The sequence below is a fragment of the Actinoplanes aureus genome, assembly GCF_015704865.1.
GTDB lineage: Bacteria > Actinomycetota > Actinomycetes > Mycobacteriales > Micromonosporaceae > Actinoplanes > Actinoplanes aureus.
Map to the genome: position 1 here is coordinate 87803 of NZ_JADQTO010000024.1, position 16224 is coordinate 104026.

Annotated in this window: 16 protein-coding genes; 5 read left to right on the plus strand and 11 right to left on the minus strand. The window is 71.6% G+C overall.

Annotated elements, in window-relative coordinates; translation table 11 throughout:
* Positions 1-68: 68 nt before the first annotated feature.
* The 6 genes from I4J89_RS36845 to I4J89_RS36870 all read right to left on the minus strand — a co-directional run bounded on the left by I4J89_RS36845 (position 69) and on the right by I4J89_RS36870 (position 8056).
* Entirely contained in the window at positions 69-2735 is a 2667-nt protein-coding gene (locus I4J89_RS36845) for an ATP-binding protein (RefSeq protein ID WP_196418803.1), read from the minus strand.
* Positions 2725-3486, minus strand: a complete 762-nt coding sequence (locus I4J89_RS36850) for an ABC transporter permease (RefSeq protein WP_196418804.1) — start codon at positions 3484-3486, stop codon at positions 2725-2727. Before I4J89_RS36850 ends, I4J89_RS36845 begins: the two co-directional genes overlap by 11 nt.
* Before the next feature lie 24 nt (positions 3487-3510).
* Complete coding sequence (locus I4J89_RS36855) at positions 3511-4464, minus strand: ATP-binding cassette domain-containing protein (protein ID WP_196418805.1); 954 nt, start codon at positions 4462-4464, stop codon at positions 3511-3513.
* A gap of 174 nt (positions 4465-4638) precedes the next feature.
* A complete protein-coding gene (locus tag I4J89_RS36860) occupies positions 4639-5628 on the minus strand; it encodes a class I mannose-6-phosphate isomerase (RefSeq protein ID WP_196418806.1) in 990 nt (329 codons plus the stop codon).
* 160 nt (positions 5629-5788) lie between these two features.
* Complete coding sequence (locus tag I4J89_RS36865) at positions 5789-6634, minus strand: isopenicillin N synthase family dioxygenase (RefSeq protein WP_309238626.1); 846 nt, start codon at positions 6632-6634, stop codon at positions 5789-5791.
* Between the two features lie 3 nt (positions 6635-6637).
* Positions 6638-8056 (minus strand): M1 family metallopeptidase, encoded by a 1419-nt coding sequence (locus tag I4J89_RS36870; protein ID WP_196418807.1) that lies wholly within the window; start codon positions 8054-8056, stop codon positions 6638-6640.
* A gap of 92 nt (positions 8057-8148) precedes the next feature.
* Here I4J89_RS36870 and I4J89_RS36875 point away from each other — a divergent pair, with 92 nt between their 5' ends.
* The 5 genes from I4J89_RS36875 (at position 8149) to I4J89_RS36895 (ending at position 11209) form a co-directional block, all read left to right on the plus strand.
* The gene (locus tag I4J89_RS36875; RefSeq protein WP_196418808.1) at positions 8149-8487 is read left to right on the plus strand and encodes an ArsR/SmtB family transcription factor; all 339 of its coding nucleotides are present in this window, start codon (positions 8149-8151) and stop codon (positions 8485-8487) included.
* 1 nt (position 8488) lies between these two features.
* Positions 8489-9136, plus strand: coding sequence for a dihydrofolate reductase family protein (locus I4J89_RS36880; protein ID WP_196418809.1), 648 nt, complete (start codon positions 8489-8491; stop codon positions 9134-9136).
* A gap of 9 nt (positions 9137-9145) precedes the next feature.
* The gene (locus I4J89_RS36885) at positions 9146-9628 is read left to right on the plus strand and encodes an SRPBCC domain-containing protein (RefSeq protein WP_196418810.1); all 483 of its coding nucleotides are present in this window, start codon (positions 9146-9148) and stop codon (positions 9626-9628) included.
* Between the two features lie 39 nt (positions 9629-9667).
* Positions 9668-10564 (plus strand): fructosamine kinase family protein, encoded by an 897-nt coding sequence (locus I4J89_RS36890; protein ID WP_196418811.1) that lies wholly within the window; start codon positions 9668-9670, stop codon positions 10562-10564.
* A 183-nt stretch (positions 10565-10747) separates the two neighbouring features.
* The gene (locus I4J89_RS36895) at positions 10748-11209 is read left to right on the plus strand and encodes a hypothetical protein (RefSeq protein WP_196418812.1); all 462 of its coding nucleotides are present in this window, start codon (positions 10748-10750) and stop codon (positions 11207-11209) included.
* A 62-nt stretch (positions 11210-11271) separates the two neighbouring features.
* Here the strand turns inward: I4J89_RS36895 and I4J89_RS36900 are convergent, their stop codons facing one another.
* From I4J89_RS36900 to I4J89_RS36915, 5 genes are all read right to left on the minus strand, one after another.
* Positions 11272-12798, minus strand: a complete 1527-nt coding sequence (locus I4J89_RS36900; RefSeq protein WP_196418813.1) for an AfsR/SARP family transcriptional regulator — start codon at positions 12796-12798, stop codon at positions 11272-11274.
* A gap of 2 nt (positions 12799-12800) precedes the next feature.
* Positions 12801-12968 carry a hypothetical protein gene (locus I4J89_RS36905; protein ID WP_196418814.1) on the minus strand — a complete coding sequence of 56 codons (168 nt, stop codon included), beginning with the start codon at positions 12966-12968 and terminating at the stop codon, positions 12801-12803.
* 417 nt (positions 12969-13385) lie between these two features.
* Positions 13386-14195, minus strand: a complete 810-nt coding sequence (locus I4J89_RS50225) for a vanadium-dependent haloperoxidase (RefSeq protein ID WP_230860212.1) — start codon at positions 14193-14195, stop codon at positions 13386-13388.
* Entirely contained in the window at positions 14134-14760 is a 627-nt protein-coding gene (locus I4J89_RS50230) for a hypothetical protein (protein WP_230860213.1), read from the minus strand. The genes I4J89_RS50225 and I4J89_RS50230 overlap by 62 nt, the downstream gene beginning before the upstream one ends.
* A 157-nt stretch (positions 14761-14917) precedes the next feature.
* Positions 14918-16159 (minus strand): PQQ-dependent sugar dehydrogenase, encoded by a 1242-nt coding sequence (locus tag I4J89_RS36915; protein WP_196418815.1) that lies wholly within the window; start codon positions 16157-16159, stop codon positions 14918-14920.
* Positions 16160-16224: the final 65 nt, after the last annotated feature.

A 16224-nucleotide genomic window follows, 5' to 3' on the forward strand; every position in this document is an offset into this window, starting at 1 on the left:
CCGATGGAGGTTCGCGGACGGTCTTGGGACCGCCCGGGCGGCTGCCCCGGTGCTGGGCCCCGCACCGGTCATCCGCCGAGTCCACTGTCGTCGCCGGCGACGGCCCCGGAATCGGTAGCGGCCTCCCAGGTTGGCGGGCCCGGCCACCCAACTTCGGCCGCCAACCCCAGCTGCCGGGCGGCCGCGGCGGCAGCTCGCCGAGAGCCGACGGCCAGCTTGGCGAGCACAGCCGCGACGTGGTGCTCGACGGTGCGTACCGACAGGGTCAGCCGGTCGGCGATCTCCGCGTTGCTCAGCCCACCGGCGAGCAGGACCAGCACCTCCACCTGCCGGCCGGTGAGCCCGGCCGGGTTGGCGACCGTCGCCGGGCGCGGTCCCCGGGGCACCCGCGGCAGGCCGAGCCCGCGCAGGCGGCGGCGCAGCGAGCGGGCGGCCAGGTGCGCGCCGAGGGCGTCGAACAGTTCCAGCGCGGTCAGGGCCGCGTCCGGATCACCGCCGGACGCGAGCGCGTCGGCCTGCTCGTACGGGTGCCCGGCGTCCGCCCATGACTGCGCCGCCTGCCGCCAGTCGCCGGCCAGCAGCAGCCGGTACGGCTCGGCGTACCAGGGATGCACCGGCGGGTCCGCCCCGGCGCGCCGGAGCCACCAGGCCAGCTCCCCGCAGTGCCAGGGATGGCGTGACCGGTTGGCCGCCGCGAGCACCCGGCGCAGCTCGGCCACGTCCGGCGCCCCGCCGGTCAGCCAGGCGTGCTCCGCCCGGGTGGCCGCGACCAGGACCTGCCACCACAATTCGCCGGTCAGGCCGGCGGTTTCCGGCGCCGTGTCCAGGGCTGCCGGGTCGCCCCGGCGGGCCCGCAGCCTGGCCAGCACAGCGAGCGCCGCGGCCCGGGCGAGCTCCGGCCCGCCGGGCGCCTCGGCCGCGGCCACGGCGTCGTCCTGGGCGCCCGGCCAGTCGCCGCGGAGCAGGCGCAGCCAGGCCCGCACGGCGGTCAGATGCCGGACGATGCCGCACAGCTCGTGGCCGGCGGCGAATCGCAGCGCCTCGTCGACGTCGTCGGCGGCCCGGCGGTCACGCCACTCGGCCGTACGCACGGCCAGGCTGGCAAGCGCGTACCCGGCGTCCGCGCGCAACCCGCGGTCGAGGGCGAGCGCGTGCGCCCGGCCCAGGTCGTCGCGTCCCCCGGCCCGGCCGGCGGCCAGGCGCGCAGCGCCGAGCCCGATCAGAGCGTGGGCCGAGACGGCGGGATCGCCGAGGCGTTCGGCCATGCCGTGCGCCCGCAATGCCCACCGGGTCGCCGAACCGGCCCGCCCGGCAAGCACATCGATCTCCGCGCGGTGGCTGTAGGCGAGCGCGAGCTGCCGGCCCGGCACGCCGCGTTCCAGCAGGTGCACGGCCCGCACGGCGGCCCGCCGCGCGTCCCCGGGCCGGCCGTTCCACCAGTGCAGCCGCGACAGCCAGCGCAGATTCTCCGCGGTCCGTACGGTGTGCCCGGCCTCCTCCCGGATCGCCAGCGCAGCCTCGCGGGCGCTCAGCGCCCGGACGGTGTCGCCGGACCAGAAGGCGTGCAGCGCGAACGCTTCGAGAAGCTCAGCACGCTCTGGGTCGGGAAGCCGCTCGGCGTAGCCCAGGGCGCCCTCGAAGAACGCGGCGGCCTCATGATGTTCGTGTGCCGCCGCGGCCCGCCGGCCGGCCTCCGGCGCGTAGCGCAGGGCCGCCTCGGCATCGCCGGACCACAGCGCATGGCGAGCCAACCGGACCGGATCACCGTCGCGGGCGGCCACCACCCGCAGCACGGTACGGTGCACCGCCCGCCGCTCGTGGGCGGGCAGCGCGTCGTGCACGGCCCGGCGGACCACCTCGTGCCGGAACCGCAGCCGGTCGCCGTCCGTGACCAGAAGACCGGTGGCCATGCTCTCGGCCGGCACGGACGGATCGTCGCCGGACACCGCCGCCCACAGCCACGGCTCGGCGCCGTCCGGGCAGGCCGCGACCAGCCGGACCACCGCCAGCGCCGCCGGGCTCAGGCCGGACAGCCCGGCCTGGGCCAGCGCGTGCACCCGGGGCGGTATGCCGTCGTCGCCGGCCGCCAGCACCTCGGTGATCAGCAGCGGATTGCCCCCCGTCAGCGCGTGCAGACCGGCTGCGGGCCGCCCGGCGCGCACGGCGAGCGCCTCGACCGCGGCCGGCGAGAGCGGCCGCAACCGCACCCGGTGCACCAACTCCGGGGGCAGGCCGGCGAGCACCGTGTGCAGGGCGTGCCCGGCGCCGAGCTCGTCGTCCCGGTACGTGAGCACGACCAGCACCGGCACCCGGTCGAGCCGGCGCCCCAGGAAGGTGAGCAGGTCGAGGGTGGCCGGATCGGCCCAGTGCACGTCCTCGAAGATGACCACGGTGTGCTCACGGCGGCGCAGTTCGTCGAGGAACGCGGCGAACACGTCCGAGTGATGGCCCCGTTCGGCCAGCGCCTCGGTGAACCGCTCGCCCAGGTCGCCGGCCATGTCGTAGAGCGGTCCGAGGACACGCGCGCGAGCCAGCGGGTCGCACAGCCCGAGAACCGCCGGGTGCCGTCGCGCGAAGTGCCGGACCAGCGCCGAGCGGCCGATCCCGGTCTCGCCGGTGACCAGCACGATCTGCCCGGCCGTGGTGGTGTGGCGCAAGGCCAGGTCCATCGCGCCGAGCGCCGTGGAGCGTTCCAGCGGCTCGTCCGGCCCGGCGGCCACCGGGTCAGTGGACATCGCGGGCGAACATCCGGCCGGTCCAGGCCAGCGCGGCGACGGCCAGCACGGCCAGCAGGGCGAGCGTCCACCAGACCCGCGGGTCGGCGTACTCGCCGGCGAACAGCGAGCGCACGGCGTCGACGGTCCAGGAGGCCGGGTTCGCCCGGGACAGCATCAGCAGCCATACCGGCGCGGTGGCGGCGGTGATCGGCAACAGGATGCCGGAGAGCAGCAGCACCGGTTGTGTGACGGCGTTCAGTACCGGGCCGAGCGCGTCCTCGCTGCGCAGGCGCAGGGCTGCCGCGTACGACAGCGCCGACATCGCCAGAGCCACCAGGGTGAGGACCAGATAGACCAGCAGCAGCTCGCCGATCCCCACGGACAGGCCGAACGGCAGCGCGAGCAGCACGATGACGGTCGCCTGGAAGAGCAGCGAGATCACCTCGCGGAGGCAGCGTCCCAGCAGCAGCGCCTGCCGGCTCACCGGTGTGACCCGGCACCGTTCCAGCACGCCGGCCCGCTCCTCGCCGATCAGCGCGAACCCGGCGAACAGCGCCCCGAACACGACCAGCATCACCAGCAGGCCGGGTACGAACGTGCGGTACGCCTCCGCGGTGGACCGCGCGTCCAGGGCCGTCTTCAGTAGCGGGCCGAACAGGACCAGGTACAGCACCGGCTGCAGGACCCCGGTGATCAGCCAGGCGGGGCCCCGCAGCAGCAGGGTCATCTGCCGGTGCAGGATCAGCCAGGTGTCGCGGATCAGCTTCACGTTCCCACCCCCGAATTCGTTCGATCAGTCGCGCAGTGAGCGGCCGGTCTTCGCCAGGAAGACGTCGTCCAGGCTGGGCCGGTGCAACTCGACGGAGGCCGGCTGGAGACCGGCGTGTTCCAAGGTGCGCAGGATGAGTGGCACCGCGCCGGCGGCCGCGTCCACATAGAGCCGCAGCCGGTCGCCGCCGGTCTCCACGCGGCGCACGTAGGGCTGGCCGTCCAGCAGGCCCGCGGCCGCCTGCGCGGCGCCGTTCAGGCCGACGCTGACGACCTCGCCGGAGATGGCCCGCTTGAGCTCCGCGGGACTGCCGTCGGCCACGATCCGGCCGTGGTCGATGATCGCCACCCGGTCGCAGAGGGCGTCGGCCTCCTCCAGATAGTGGGTAGTGAGCAGCACCGTCATGCCCTCGGCCCGCAGCCGGCGCACCTCGTCCCACATCCGGGCCCGGCTCTGCGGGTCCAAGCCGGTGGTGGGCTCGTCGAGGAAGAGCAACTGTGGCCGGTGGATGACACCCAGGGCGACGTCCACCCGCCGGCGCTGCCCTCCCGAGTAGGTCTTGCACCTGCGGTCCGCGCAGTCGGTGAGCTCGAACGCCTCGATGGCCGCGGCCGCCCGGCCGGCCGCCTCTGCCCGCGGGTACCCGTACAGCCGGGACTGAAGGATCAGTTCCTCCCGGCCGGTCGCTTCGTACCAGGTGCTTCCGCCCTGGGCCACGTATCCGATCCGGCGGCGGACACCGGCCGGGTCGGCGCCGAGGTCGAGGCCGGCCACCAGAGCCGTCCCGGCGTCCGGGCGCAGCAGCGTGGCCAGCATGCGCAGGGTGGTGGTCTTGCCTGCGCCGTTAGGTCCGAGGAAGCCGACGATCTCACCGGGCTCGACCAACAGGTCCAGCCCGTCCACCGCGTTCCGGGCCGTCTTGCCGGAGCGATAGGTCTTGCGCAGGCCACGGGCGTCGACAGCCGCGTCTCGGGGCATGGCTCCTCCGAAGAATTCCGGTTCCGCCCCCGGAGAGAGTCCGGATGGCGTCACGGGACATTCGCGCCGTGCGATGCGCCGGATGGGGAAGGAACGTGCCAAATGCGGAGGGCGAACGGGACCGCGCCTGCGCCGCGACAGCAACGCCCCGGCCGATGTCCGCGTCCTGTGGATCTACGTCAATCCGGGCACCGTCGACATCGACAACGTCCGCGCCGAGTAACCGGCTGCCAGGCGGATCACCTCGACCTGGCCGTCGAGGTGGAGCGGCCCGGCGGCGTACGGAACGAGTAATGTGTCGCCTCGCCGTACCCGAAGGTCGTCCTTCTCGCCGGTCAGCCGGCCCTGGCCGGCGACCACGACCAGCACGCTGAAACCCTGATCCAGCCGGCCGCCGCCGCGCAAGCGGCGGGCGGTGAAGAACTCGTCCGCGGCGGCCGGCAGCAGGCGGTCCTCACCACGCAGCCCGGCGATGCGCTGCGGCGTCCACGCGCCGCGGTCGACGCATTGCAGGGCCAGGTCGTAGCCCAGTCCCAGGTGGCCGTCGGTGAGGCCGAATCCCTCGTACTCGAGCAGGACGGAGAAGTCGGTCGGCTCCTGGACCTCGACCAGCAGGATGCCGTCGCCGATCGCGTGGGGCAGGCCGGCCGGGCAGAGGATCGCGTCGCCGGCCGCCACCGGCACCTTGTTGGTGGCCTCGAGCATCGGCCCGGTCTGCTGCCCGCTCACCCAGCCGGCCAGTTCGTCGGACGTCACGTCGCGGGCGAAGCCGAGATGGACGTACGCGCCCGGTCGCGCCGAAACGATCACCCATGCTTCGGTCTTGCCGTAGGGCGAGGCCAGGTGAGCGTTCGCGAAGCGGCGGTCCGGGTGGACGTGCAACGGCAGCCGCTGGCCGGCGTCGAGCAGCTTCACCAGTACGCCGGTGTCGGTGCGCTCCGGTCCCAGCCACCAGCGCGGGTCGGCGGCGATCGCCTCGGCCAGCACGCGTCCGTCCGCGAGCGTGGACAGCCCGGACGGGGCGAGCCCGAACCGGGTGGTCACCGAGCCCACCCAGTCCTCGGGGCGATCCGGCAGCGCCGGTACGGTGCGGAACCCGGCGATCCGGCCGGCGCCCCGGTAGAACGTCTCGGGCTGGTTGGCGGGCAGCGCTTCGACGGTCACTGGGTTCTCCCTCGGAGCTAGGGCGGCGAGCGGGCTACCCGTCCGGCTCGATGTCCTGGTCGAGACGCACCTGCCGGCGCAGTTGCGGGAAGACGTGGGACACCTTGTTGATCAGGTAGTCGCCGTACGTACCGGTGAATGCCTGAAGGTCTTGTCCGTCTCAGCGCGGGTGGCTCGTCGTCCGGCGCGGCAGCGGCGGAACCTCGGCGGTGAAGTCCGGGTCGAAGAAGAACGGGAAGGACAGCCGGTCGCGGCCGCTGAGGTTGCGGACCCGGTGTGGCGTCGAGCGGTAATAGCCGCCGGTCAACCGGTCGAGCATGTCGCCGATGTTGCAGACGAACGCTTCGGGAATCGGCGGGGCGTCGATCCAGCCGTCGGCGGAGCGTACCTGGAGGCCGCCGTTGGCGTCCTGGGCCAGCAGGGTGAGCAGGCCGTAGTCGGTGTGCTCGCCGACTCCCCAGTCGTCGCTGTCCGGCGGTGCGGGTGGATAGTGGAAGATCCGGAACAGTACGGTCGGACGTGCCGTGTAGCCGTTGGCGAAGTAGCCGGCATCGAGGTCCAGGCTGAGCGCGACGCCGCGCAGCACCGCCTGCGCGGTCGCGGTGAGCGCCTCGAGATAGTCCAGCACCGCGTCCCGCAGCTCCGGCACCTGACGGGGGAACAGGTTGCGACCGTGCAGCGGCAGCCCGGCACGCACCCGAGGGTCGTCGTCGCCGAGTTCCTCGCCGAAGTAGAGGCCCTCCTTGCGGTCCGGCCGGCCGGAGGTCAGCTCGGCACCGACCGGGAAGAAGCCCCGCCACGCCGTACCGCCGTGCCGCATGGCGATCTCCATCTTGTCGGCCTCAGGCAGGCCGAAGAATCGCCGGCCGGCGGTGTCGAGCCGGTTCAGCAGCTCGGCCGGCACACCGTGGCCGACGACGTAGAAGAAGCCGTTGTCCCGGCAGGCACGCCCGATCTCACCGGCGAGCCGGCGCGCCGGTGAGGACAGGTCGACGACTGGCAGCACGGCTCAGGGGTGGGCCGGCTTCGACGGCGTGTAGAGCCATGCGGTGAACAGTGCGCCGAGGTCACGGCCGGAGACGCGCTCGGCGTGGGCGATGAACTCGTGCGTGGTCACGTTGCCGTTGCGGTGGATCTGAGCCCAGGAACGCAGGATCCGGAAGAACTTCTGGTCGCCGACGGTCAGCCGCAGAGCGTGTAGCGTCATCGCACCGCGGTCGTAGACGGCGCCGATGAACAGGTTGGGCGGGCCGGGGTCGGCGACCTTCGACTGCCACAGCGACGAGGTGGCCGGGGTCGCGTACAGCTGCTCGAAGGTTTCCTGGGCGGTGCCCAGGCCCTCGTGTTCGCTCCAGAGCCACTCGGCGTAGGAGGCGAAGCCCTCGTTGAGCCAGATGTCGCGCCAGCGGTCCAGGGCGACGCTGTCTCCGTACCACTGGTGGGCCAGCTCGTGAACGACGATGCTGTCGCCGTCCTCCTGCGTCTCGAAGTCCTGCGGCGTGTAGATCGGGCGGCCCTGAGTCTCCAGCGCGTACCCCCATCCACCCTCGGCGTCCACGACGCCTCCGGCCGCACGGAACGGGTACGGCCCGAAATAGCCGGACAGGAACTGGAGGATCTCCGGCTGGCGGGCGAACGACTTGGCCGCCCGGGCGTACGTCTCCGCGGGCAACGCCGGATCGATCGCGTCCAGGAACTGGATGCCGTCCTTGCGGTAGGACGTCACGTCGAACCTGCCGATCGCCGCCATGGCGAGGTACGTCGTCATCGGCTCGCGCTGCTCCCAGCGCCACGTGGTCCAGCCCTTGGCGGTCGACCGGCCGGCCGGGACGCCGTTGGAGATCGCCTGCAAGTCCTTCGGGACGGTCAGCGCGATCGAGAAGGACGCCTTGTCGCTCGGGTGGTCGTTGGACGGGAACCACGCCTGGGCGACATCCGGCTCGCCCAGGATGACCACGCCGTCGTCGGTGGTGAAGGCGCCGCCGTCGCCGAGGTCCGGGTCCTGGATCACCTTGGGTACGCCGTCGTAGACGATCCTCGTGTCGAAGGCGTGCCCCCGGCTCAGCGATCGGCGCGGTGTCACGGTCACCTCGGTGCCGTCGCGGGACCACTTCGCCGGCCGGCCGTCCACGGTGACCGACCGGATCGTCAGGCCGTCGAGGTCGAGGTTGAACGCCGACAGTCGCTGAGTCGCCCGAGCCCGGATCGTCACCGTGCCGGCCAGCGCGTCGGAGGCGGGCGCGTACCTGATCGCGAGGTCGTAGTGCTTGACGTCGTAACCGCCGTTGCCGTCCAGCGGATAGTAGGGATCACCCGCGCCGGCCGATCCCGGCGTCCCGGGATCGAAGGCGGCACCGGCGGGCGGACCCGCCAGCACGACGGACGTCGACATCGCGAGGATCAGAGCGAAGGGCAGCTTGCGCACCATGGGGACCAAGCTATCGGTCGCGGCCGATCGTTGACACCAGGAAAATCGGCTGGTCCTTGACGAATCCCGGCCCGTCCTCAATAGTTAGGCGCGTGCCTAAGTATCACGACGAACTCGACGCCGTGCTCCGCGCTCTCGCGGATCCGACACGCCGGGCCGTCGTGGAACGGCTGGCGAAGTCCCCGGCCGTCGTGTCCGAACTCGCGGCGCCGTTCTCGATGGCGTTGCCGTCGCTCATGCAGCACCTGCGCGTCCTCGAGGACGCGGGACTGGTGACGTCGCAGAAGCACGGACGCGTCCGCACCGTGAGCCTGCGGCCCGGCGCTCTCGACGTCCTGCACCTGTGGCTCGACGAGCAGCGCACCCCCGCCGAACGCCAAGCCGACCGGCTCGGCATCCACCTGGCCCGCTTCAACCCTAAGGAAACCTGACATGACCCGCGTTCGCATCGACATGTTCCTCTCGCTGGACGGCTACGCCTCGACGACCGGCGGCACCCCCGACAATCCGATGGGCGAGGATTGGGGGCGCCTCACGGCGGCCTACGCCGCGACCCGCACGTTCCGCGAGCGCGTCTTCGGCGACACCAGCGGCGCCGGCACGACCGGCATCGACGACTCCTACGCCGCCGCGCACTTCGAGGGCATCGGCGCCGAGATCATGGGCGCGGCCATGTTCGGCCTGCACGCGTTCCCCGACGATCCGGACTGGAAAGGTTGGTGGGGTGACCAGCCGCCGTTCGGCACCCCGGTCTACGTCCTCACCCACACCGCACCGCGCCCGTCGATCCCGATGCGGGGCGGGACGACGTTCCACTTCCGCAACACCGCGATCGAGGACGTGCTCGCCGAGGCGACCGAGGCCGCCGGCGGCCTGGACGTACGCGTCGGCGGCGGGGTCAACACCGCACGTGCCTTCCTGCGCGCCGGCCTGGTCGACCACCTGCACGTCATGATCGCTCCGATCGTGCTCGGCCGGGGCACCCGGCTCTGGGACGATCTGCGCGGCCTCGACCTCACTCACAAGGTGACGACGGAAGTGGCCGAAAGCGGCACGATCCACGTCACCTTCACGCGATAGGACACGCAGATGACGATCGAACGCCGACTCGCCCGCGCCGGGTTCACCCTGACCCGCGACTACCCCGCTCCCCTCGAGCGCCTCTGGGACGCGTTCGCCGACGAGCAGCAGAAGCTGGCCTGGTGGGGCGCCGGCGACACCATCGAGCCCGGCGAGTGGGTGTTCGACTTCCGCGTCGGCGGACGCGACGTCGCCGAAGCGAAGTTCCACGAGGGCCCGGTCTCGCGGTACGAGGGCACGTACACCGACATCGTCGAGCACGTCCGCATCGTCACGACGTACGACATGTGGCTGGACGGGGTCCACATGTCGACGTCGGTGGCGTCGTTCGAATTCGAGCCGATCGACGAGGGCAGCCGGTTCACGCACGTCGAGCACGGCGTCTTCTTCGACCAGTTCTGGGCCGACGGGCCGAACCGCGAGGAAGGCAGCCGTGGCCTGCTCGACGCTCTGGGCAACTACCTCGCGGCACGTCGCGGTGCTGGTGACTAAGATCGACAAGCAAGCACCGCGGACGAGAAGGAGCCCTTCGTGCAACCGGCGGCGTTCCTGCTCGAGAGCCTGCATCGGGCGGGGATCCGCGATGTCGTCACGGTAGAGCCGGCGACGGGCGGTCTCGCGGCGCTCGCGGGCATAGCATCCCGCCAGGACGCACCGCCGGTCTTCGTCAAGGCGTTCGCCGACACCCCGGACGACGACGTCTTCGCCGCGGAGGCCGAAGGACTGGCCGCGCTGCGCGAGATCGGCGGCGTGGCGACACCCGACGTGATCCTGGCGGACCGAAAGCTGCTCGTGTTGTCGGTACTGCGGCCGAGACCTCGCAACGAGACCTTCTGGGAACAGTTCGCACACGCCCTCGCCGGCCTGCATCAGAGCACGACCAATCCTCGTTTCGGATGGCACCGCGACAACTGGCTGGGCCGCCGCCGACAAATCAACACCTGGCAAGACGACGGCTTCGCCTTCTTCGCCGAGCACCGGCTGCTCCGGTGGCTCGGGGAGCCTCGCGTCGAGGCGGCGCTCGACGCCGGCGACCGGGCGGCGCTGGAGCTGCTGTGTCACCGTCTGCCCGAACTGCTGCCGCAGCGACCGGCCTGTCTGACCCACGGCGATCTTTGGACAGAAAACCTTCTCGCCACCCCGGACGGCCGGCCTGCGCTGATCGACCCGGCCGTGTCCTACATGTGGCCCGACGTCGACCTTGCCCACGTGTGGTCGACCTCGCCGCCGCCCGAGGCGCGGCGGTTCTTCGCGGTTTATGCGGAGCTGACTTCCCTTGACGGCGACTGGCAGGCGCGGATGCCGATCATCCAGTTGCGACAGCACCTCGCTGTGCTGGCCCAGTTCGACGATGACTGGGGGGCGGGCGAACAGGTCCGTGCCACCCTTGCCCCGTTTCGGACATCTTCCCCGCCGAGATCGACCTGAGCGATAGGCGGCCCGGAGTCCGAAGCCGATCTGAAGCCGCCGCCCGCTTGAATCGTACGAGTCTGGCCGCGGCAGTAGCGAGAGTCCGCGTTGACGCAGAGATGTGCACCCGCCCGCAAGGACCGCCGTGCGCTACGGCAGACAGGCTCGGTCCATAGCGTCCGCAACAGATGAGGGAAGCTCATGCGCAATCTACGAAGAACCCGGGTCCTGGCGTTAGGGGCCTCGATCGTCGCGCTGCTCACCGCCGGCGCGTCCCCGGCCTGGGGAAACACCACACTGGAGGTCAGACCGGGACTCAGCCCGTTCTGGCCCGACGGCAAGAACGGCAGCGGGCCGCGGGAGTACGTGACCCGCAACCTGGACACCGAGGCCCGGAACCTGTATCTGCGCAACTGCATGGTGGGCTATTCCTGCTATGCCGTGGGAGAGGGCGACGGTCAGCACACCTTCTTCGAGCTCTATTACTGCGACCGGCGGAGCCTCACGAACTTCCTGGGCCGCGGAGCCGCCGTCAATCACCAGACGGACGACGCGGTCGCGGAACTCCGCGACCGTGGCGGCTGGTTGGAGCAGACGATCAACCCGGACAACAGGCCGGTCTCCGTCAACTGGGACCCGGTCTGGTACATCGACCCATGCTGACCCGATAGGCGGGCGCGGAACCTCAGAAACGTGCTGACGAGGCGGCGTCATGGCCTTGCTCCTCAACGATCAGAGGACGTAGCTCTGCCCGTCGGCACGAGATCGACATGGCGTGCGAGCGTGGTCAGACGGACAGCCGGGTGCCGCACGGCGTGAGCCGCGACGCCGTTCAGAGCCACGAGCTGCCTCCCGCACCGCTCGACGATCTCCCGAACCGCCTCCGGCTCGGCGGCGACCCGCTCGGCGCCGAGCCGGACCGTCAGCAGCCGCACCGCCTCCTGCGGCGTGAGGATGTCCAGCTCGAGCGGCCGCGCCCCGTCGTGCGCGACCAGGCCGACAAGCTCGTCGCGGCTGGTGACGACGACCATGCAGCCGCCGGCACCGGGCAGCAGCGGGCGGATCTGGTGCGAGTCGCGGGCGTCGTCGAAGACGAGGAGCATCCGTTTGCCCGCCACCAGCGTGCGGTAAAGCCCGGCTCGCGCGTCCAGGTCTCCGGGGACGGGGTACGGGGCCATGCCGAGCGCGTCCAGACAGTGCCGGATCGCGGTGGCCGGTAGCAGCGGCGTACCGGCCGGGTCGGAGCCTCGCAGGTTCACATACAGTTGCCCGTCCGGGAAGTGGCCGGTCACGCGATGAGCCCAGTGCACGGCCAGTGCCGTCTTGCCGGTGCCGGCCACGCCGGTGATGGCCACGGTCACCGGCGCTCCGTCCCCATCGGCGGGCAGGTACGCGTCCAGGCGGGCGAGGGCGCCGCCACGGCCGACGAAGTGATTGACGGTGGGCGGCAGTTGCCGCGGCGACGGCGAGTCCGGCACCCGAGCGTCCGTCGGCGGATCGGATGCCGGCTCACCGTTGAGAATCCGGCGGTGCAGCTCGCGCAGGGGTCGGCTGGGCTCGATGCCCAGTTCCTCGGCGAGCAGGCGGTACAACCGCTGATACGTCTCCAGTGCGTCGGCACGCCGGCCGGCGTACGCCAGTGCGGTCATCAGAAAACCCCAGTACTGCTCCCTGAGCGGGTAGCCGGCAGTCAGCTTCTCGATCTCCGCTACGAGGCCGGCGGTTCGCCGGGTGGCCAGGTCGATTTCGATCCGCCGTTCCAGCGCGGCCAGCCGCCGAGCCGACAGGCGTGGAGCCTCCACACCTTCGAGCCAAGCGGACCGCACACCGTCGAACGGCTCGCCCCTCCACAGGGCCAGCGCCTCCACCAGCATCGCCCGCTCGACATTGATGTCCGCGGCGCGTTCTGCGGCGTTGAGCAGCCAGCCGAACCGGACAGCGTCTACCAGCTCCGGCTTCGTCGCCAGAACGTATCCATCGGGAACCGTCCGGATCAGCTCGCCCCTGAGCAGCTGCCGCAACCGCGTGACGTGGAGCTGAAGCGCGCGGCGGGCATCCTTCGGCTGGTTCTCCCCCCACACCGCGGTCGCCAGCCGGTCGTACAGCACCGGTTCACCGACCGAGAGGGCCAGCACCGCCAGTAACGTGCGCAGCCTCGGCGACCAGACCGGCACCGCGTGCCCGTCGAGCCAGACCGCCAGCGGACCGAGGACCCCGACCCGCAACCCGGAGCTACCGCCATCGGGGGCCACGATCAGGTCTCGTACTCGTCGAGCACCAGGCGGCGATCTCCGCGTACGGGGCGTGTGAGACGGCTGTCAGCGACCACCGCGGTGTTGCCGATGTCCAGGTCGGGCGGGATCATGAAGCCGGCGGCAAGCCACTCCTTGCGGGAGACCAGCGCGGGCAGGTTACCCATCATCGTCGTCTCAGCTTCTTCCCATCCGTCGCAGTTCATCGACCGGTCCACTGGCCGGCTTCGTCGACCGGCTAGGCAGGACGACGGCGGACATGTCCACATTGATCGATGCTTGCGATCTGGCCGGGGCGCGTCGAGGCGGTTGCGGCGAGATGTCCGGAAACTTGGTCCGCGTGTCCGCCAGAACCCGGTCACCGGCCCCGCCGCCGCGCGGTGCCGGGACGAGTCCCGGATCTACGGCGGCCAACACGCTGATGGCGGCGTTGACGCGGCCACACGCCGAGCACATCCGGGTGGCCGGGAAGAACCGGTCCACCCGGCCGAAGGCGGGGGAGCTGCCGCAGCGAACATCGCTGCTGCTCCGGGCAGCCGGGTGCGGCCAGGAACGGCCGAACGGCCGCTCCTGGCCTGGCGCGGGTTTCAGCGGCGCCCGAACTGGCGGGCGAGGACGGCGCGGGCGACGGTCTCGCCGAGCTGGTCGCCGTGGTCGACGGCGGTGCGGTAGTGCACCCCGGCCCAGATCCTGGCCTGGTTCAGCTCCGCCGTGGCGGCGGCGAGGCTGCGGTAGTGCCGCACGGTGCCGGAGTCGGCGCTGTAGGCGCTGAACGCGACGTCGTCACGGCCGAAGAACGCGCGCAGCGCGGTCATGGTGGACGACGTGAAGCAGGCGTGCCCCGACGGGTACTCGGTGGATGGTGCCGTGACCCGCAGCGGCGTCCAAGCGGGGTCGGCCGTGGTGGCCGGGTTGCCGTCCGTGCCGGCCAGCGGGATCGCGGTCACCGGGCGCCAGAAGCTCCAGTGTTTCTTTGCCCGATAGCAGGCGATCAGCGCGTCGGCGGCGGCCAGGTCGGCCATCGCGAACAGCCGGGCGGCGTCCAGCGTGCCGAGCCGCTGGGTGGTGGCGACATCGCGCAGGATTGCCCACTCCACCAGCCGCGGATCGTCCCACCAGATCGCCGCTTCGGTCTGGTCCGGCGTGCGTACCGTGCTGGTGGCCGAACCGACGGCCTTGACCTCGTTGAGGTCGCGTGCCCAGACGGCGCTGGTCAGCGCCGGCGGGCCGGGCGTGCGGAATCGGCCGGGGTCCAGCACGACGAACGGCTTGAGGGTGGCGAACCACGCGCCGACCTGGAGGAAGCCGGGCGGGGTAGGCCGCCACTGACCCGGCTCAGTGCCGACCCGCCATTTCGCGTCGGAGAACGCCCCGTCGTTCACCCTGGAGGCGATCATGGCGGCGGCCGCGGGCGCCCCCGCCGCGCGCGCCCCCCGACGGGCGAGGCCCGCACGCAGGCGCGCGAGGCGCCCCGTGGTGCACCCGGGTGGCGAACCGGGCGGCGGCCGGGGCCTCGCCGGGGGCGCGGCCGCCGCTCTTCGAGCGGCCGTCGGGAATCGCGGCGAGCGCCTCGTCGTACCGGGCACGCAGGGCGTCGGCTTGGGCCGGAAAGAGCGACTGGAGTACGCCGTGCGCGGCCGCGGCGACGGCAGCGGATGCCGAGTCCCCGGGCCGGGCGCGCGGCGCGACCAGATACGGCTGGTACGGCGCGCCGGCGACCGCGTTCACCGCGTCGTACACGGCACCCTGCACCATCGCGAAACTGCGCGCCGTCGTGGTCGGTGACTGACGCGCGACCTCATAGATGGCTGTCTGCGCATATGAGTTCCACATGACCACCGCGTTCACCGTGGTGCCCGGCCCGGCCTGCGCCGTAACGGGCGCGAACATCACCGGGGAGAGCAGCCCGAGCGCCGCCGTCACCGTCACGACGCGCAGCCTGCCCCACAAGATCTTCGTCATCGCTGTTTCTCCCCGTGCTCCGTCGTTCAGATCACGGGAATCGTGTCAACCGTCGACTTCAGATCGGCTTCGTCAGGGCCCAGTCAGGCTCCCTGCCATCCCTCAGGGATACGCCGACCAGACACACATCGACCGGCTCGTAGGTCGCCGCCGGGTTTCAGCGGTTCGCCACCCCTCCCGCGGAGACCGGCTGGACCCGCTCGAACCGCACCCGGCTCAGGAATCCCGGGAAGTCGCTGAGCACGTACAGCTCGCCGTGCACGTCGGCGCCGATCGCGGTCGGCTGGGTGGGGAAGTTACCGATCGTGGCGGTCTCGTAGCCGCCGTCGCGCTTGGGCCGCACGGCGTACACACGGGGCGCGCAGTAGTCGCTCGCGACGTAGGTCCCCCACGCCTCGGGGGTACGGGACCCTCGGTACACCACGCCGCCGATGACCGAGCAGCTCTCCGTGAGGAAGTGTTCGTACTCGAAGACCGGGTCGACGTACCGTACGCCCGGCCGGCATTGCTCCGGGTCGAACACCGGGGTGCCTTCCTTGCAGGACCAGCCGAGGTTCGCCCCGCCCTGCCACGGGCGGATGTGGTTGATCTCCTCGATCAGGCCCTGGCCGACGTCACCGATCCACAGCGAGTTGTCGATGTCGACGGAGAACCGCCACGGGTTGCGCAGCCCGTAGAGCCAGATCTCCGGCCGCGCGCCCGGCGTCCGGACGAACGGGTTGCTGGAGGGTACGCAGTAGGGCTTCGCCCCGCAGGCGCGGTTGACGTCGATCCGCACGATCTTGCCGAGCAGGGTGCCGAGGTCCTGACCGGCCTTGAACGGATCGTTCGCGTGTCCGCCGTCGCCGGTGGACCAGTAGAGGTAACCGTCGCGGCCGAACGCCACCTGTCCGCCGTTGTGGTTGCCGTACTCGGCGTGCTCCTGGGTGAGCAGCACCTGCAGCCGTTCCGGGGCGCTGATGGGCAGTCGCGCCAGGGTCAGCGCGCCGGCCGGCAGGCTCGTGTAGGCCACGTAGAGCATCCCGGTCCTCGCGAAGTTCGGCGCGGGCGTGATGCCGAGCAGGCCTCGCTCGTTGTCCGACGCGTCGATCCGGGCGGTCAGGTCGAGCACCGGCTCTGCTGCCAGGCCGGTGTCCGGGTGGTAGGCGCGGACGGTGCCGTTCTTCTCCGCGATCAGCATCCGGCCGTCCGGCAGCCCGGTGATCGCGATCGGACGCTGCAGACCGTAAGCCACCTGTTCGGACACCACGGTCAGCTCACTGAGTGGCACCGCGCGGCTGGGGGATGCGCCGGCCGCGGCGGTGCCTGACCCGGGCACCCAGGTCAACAGGAGCGCGGACAGGACCAGAACGAGCAGGCCGGCCAGCATGGTGGCCGGGCGACAATGCAGTCGCGACATGTTCAGCTCCTCGAGCAGAGTGGCCGACGCGGGGGTGGGAGCGCTCCCACTCTACATCGAAGATT

Coding starts and splice junctions, on each gene's coding strand:
- I4J89_RS36845 (WP_196418803.1), bottom strand. CDS start 2,735: ATGTCCACTGACCCGGTGGCCGCCGGGCCGGACGAGCCGCTGGAACGC.
- I4J89_RS36855 (WP_196418805.1), bottom strand. CDS start 4,464: ATGCCCCGAGACGCGGCTGTCGACGCCCGTGGCCTGCGCAAGACCTAT.
- I4J89_RS36870 (WP_196418807.1), bottom strand. CDS start 8,056: ATGGTGCGCAAGCTGCCCTTCGCTCTGATCCTCGCGATGTCGACGTCC.
- I4J89_RS36880 (WP_196418809.1), top strand. CDS start 8,489: ATGACCCGCGTTCGCATCGACATGTTCCTCTCGCTGGACGGCTACGCC.
- I4J89_RS36885 (WP_196418810.1), top strand. CDS start 9,146: ATGACGATCGAACGCCGACTCGCCCGCGCCGGGTTCACCCTGACCCGC.
- I4J89_RS36895 (WP_196418812.1), top strand. CDS start 10,748: ATGCGCAATCTACGAAGAACCCGGGTCCTGGCGTTAGGGGCCTCGATC.
- I4J89_RS36905 (WP_196418814.1), bottom strand. CDS start 12,968: ATGATGGGTAACCTGCCCGCGCTGGTCTCCCGCAAGGAGTGGCTTGCC.
- I4J89_RS50225 (WP_230860212.1), bottom strand. CDS start 14,195: ATGATCGCCTCCAGGGTGAACGACGGGGCGTTCTCCGACGCGAAATGG.
- I4J89_RS50230 (WP_230860213.1), bottom strand. CDS start 14,760: ATGACGAAGATCTTGTGGGGCAGGCTGCGCGTCGTGACGGTGACGGCG.
- I4J89_RS36915 (WP_196418815.1), bottom strand. CDS start 16,159: ATGTCGCGACTGCATTGTCGCCCGGCCACCATGCTGGCCGGCCTGCTC.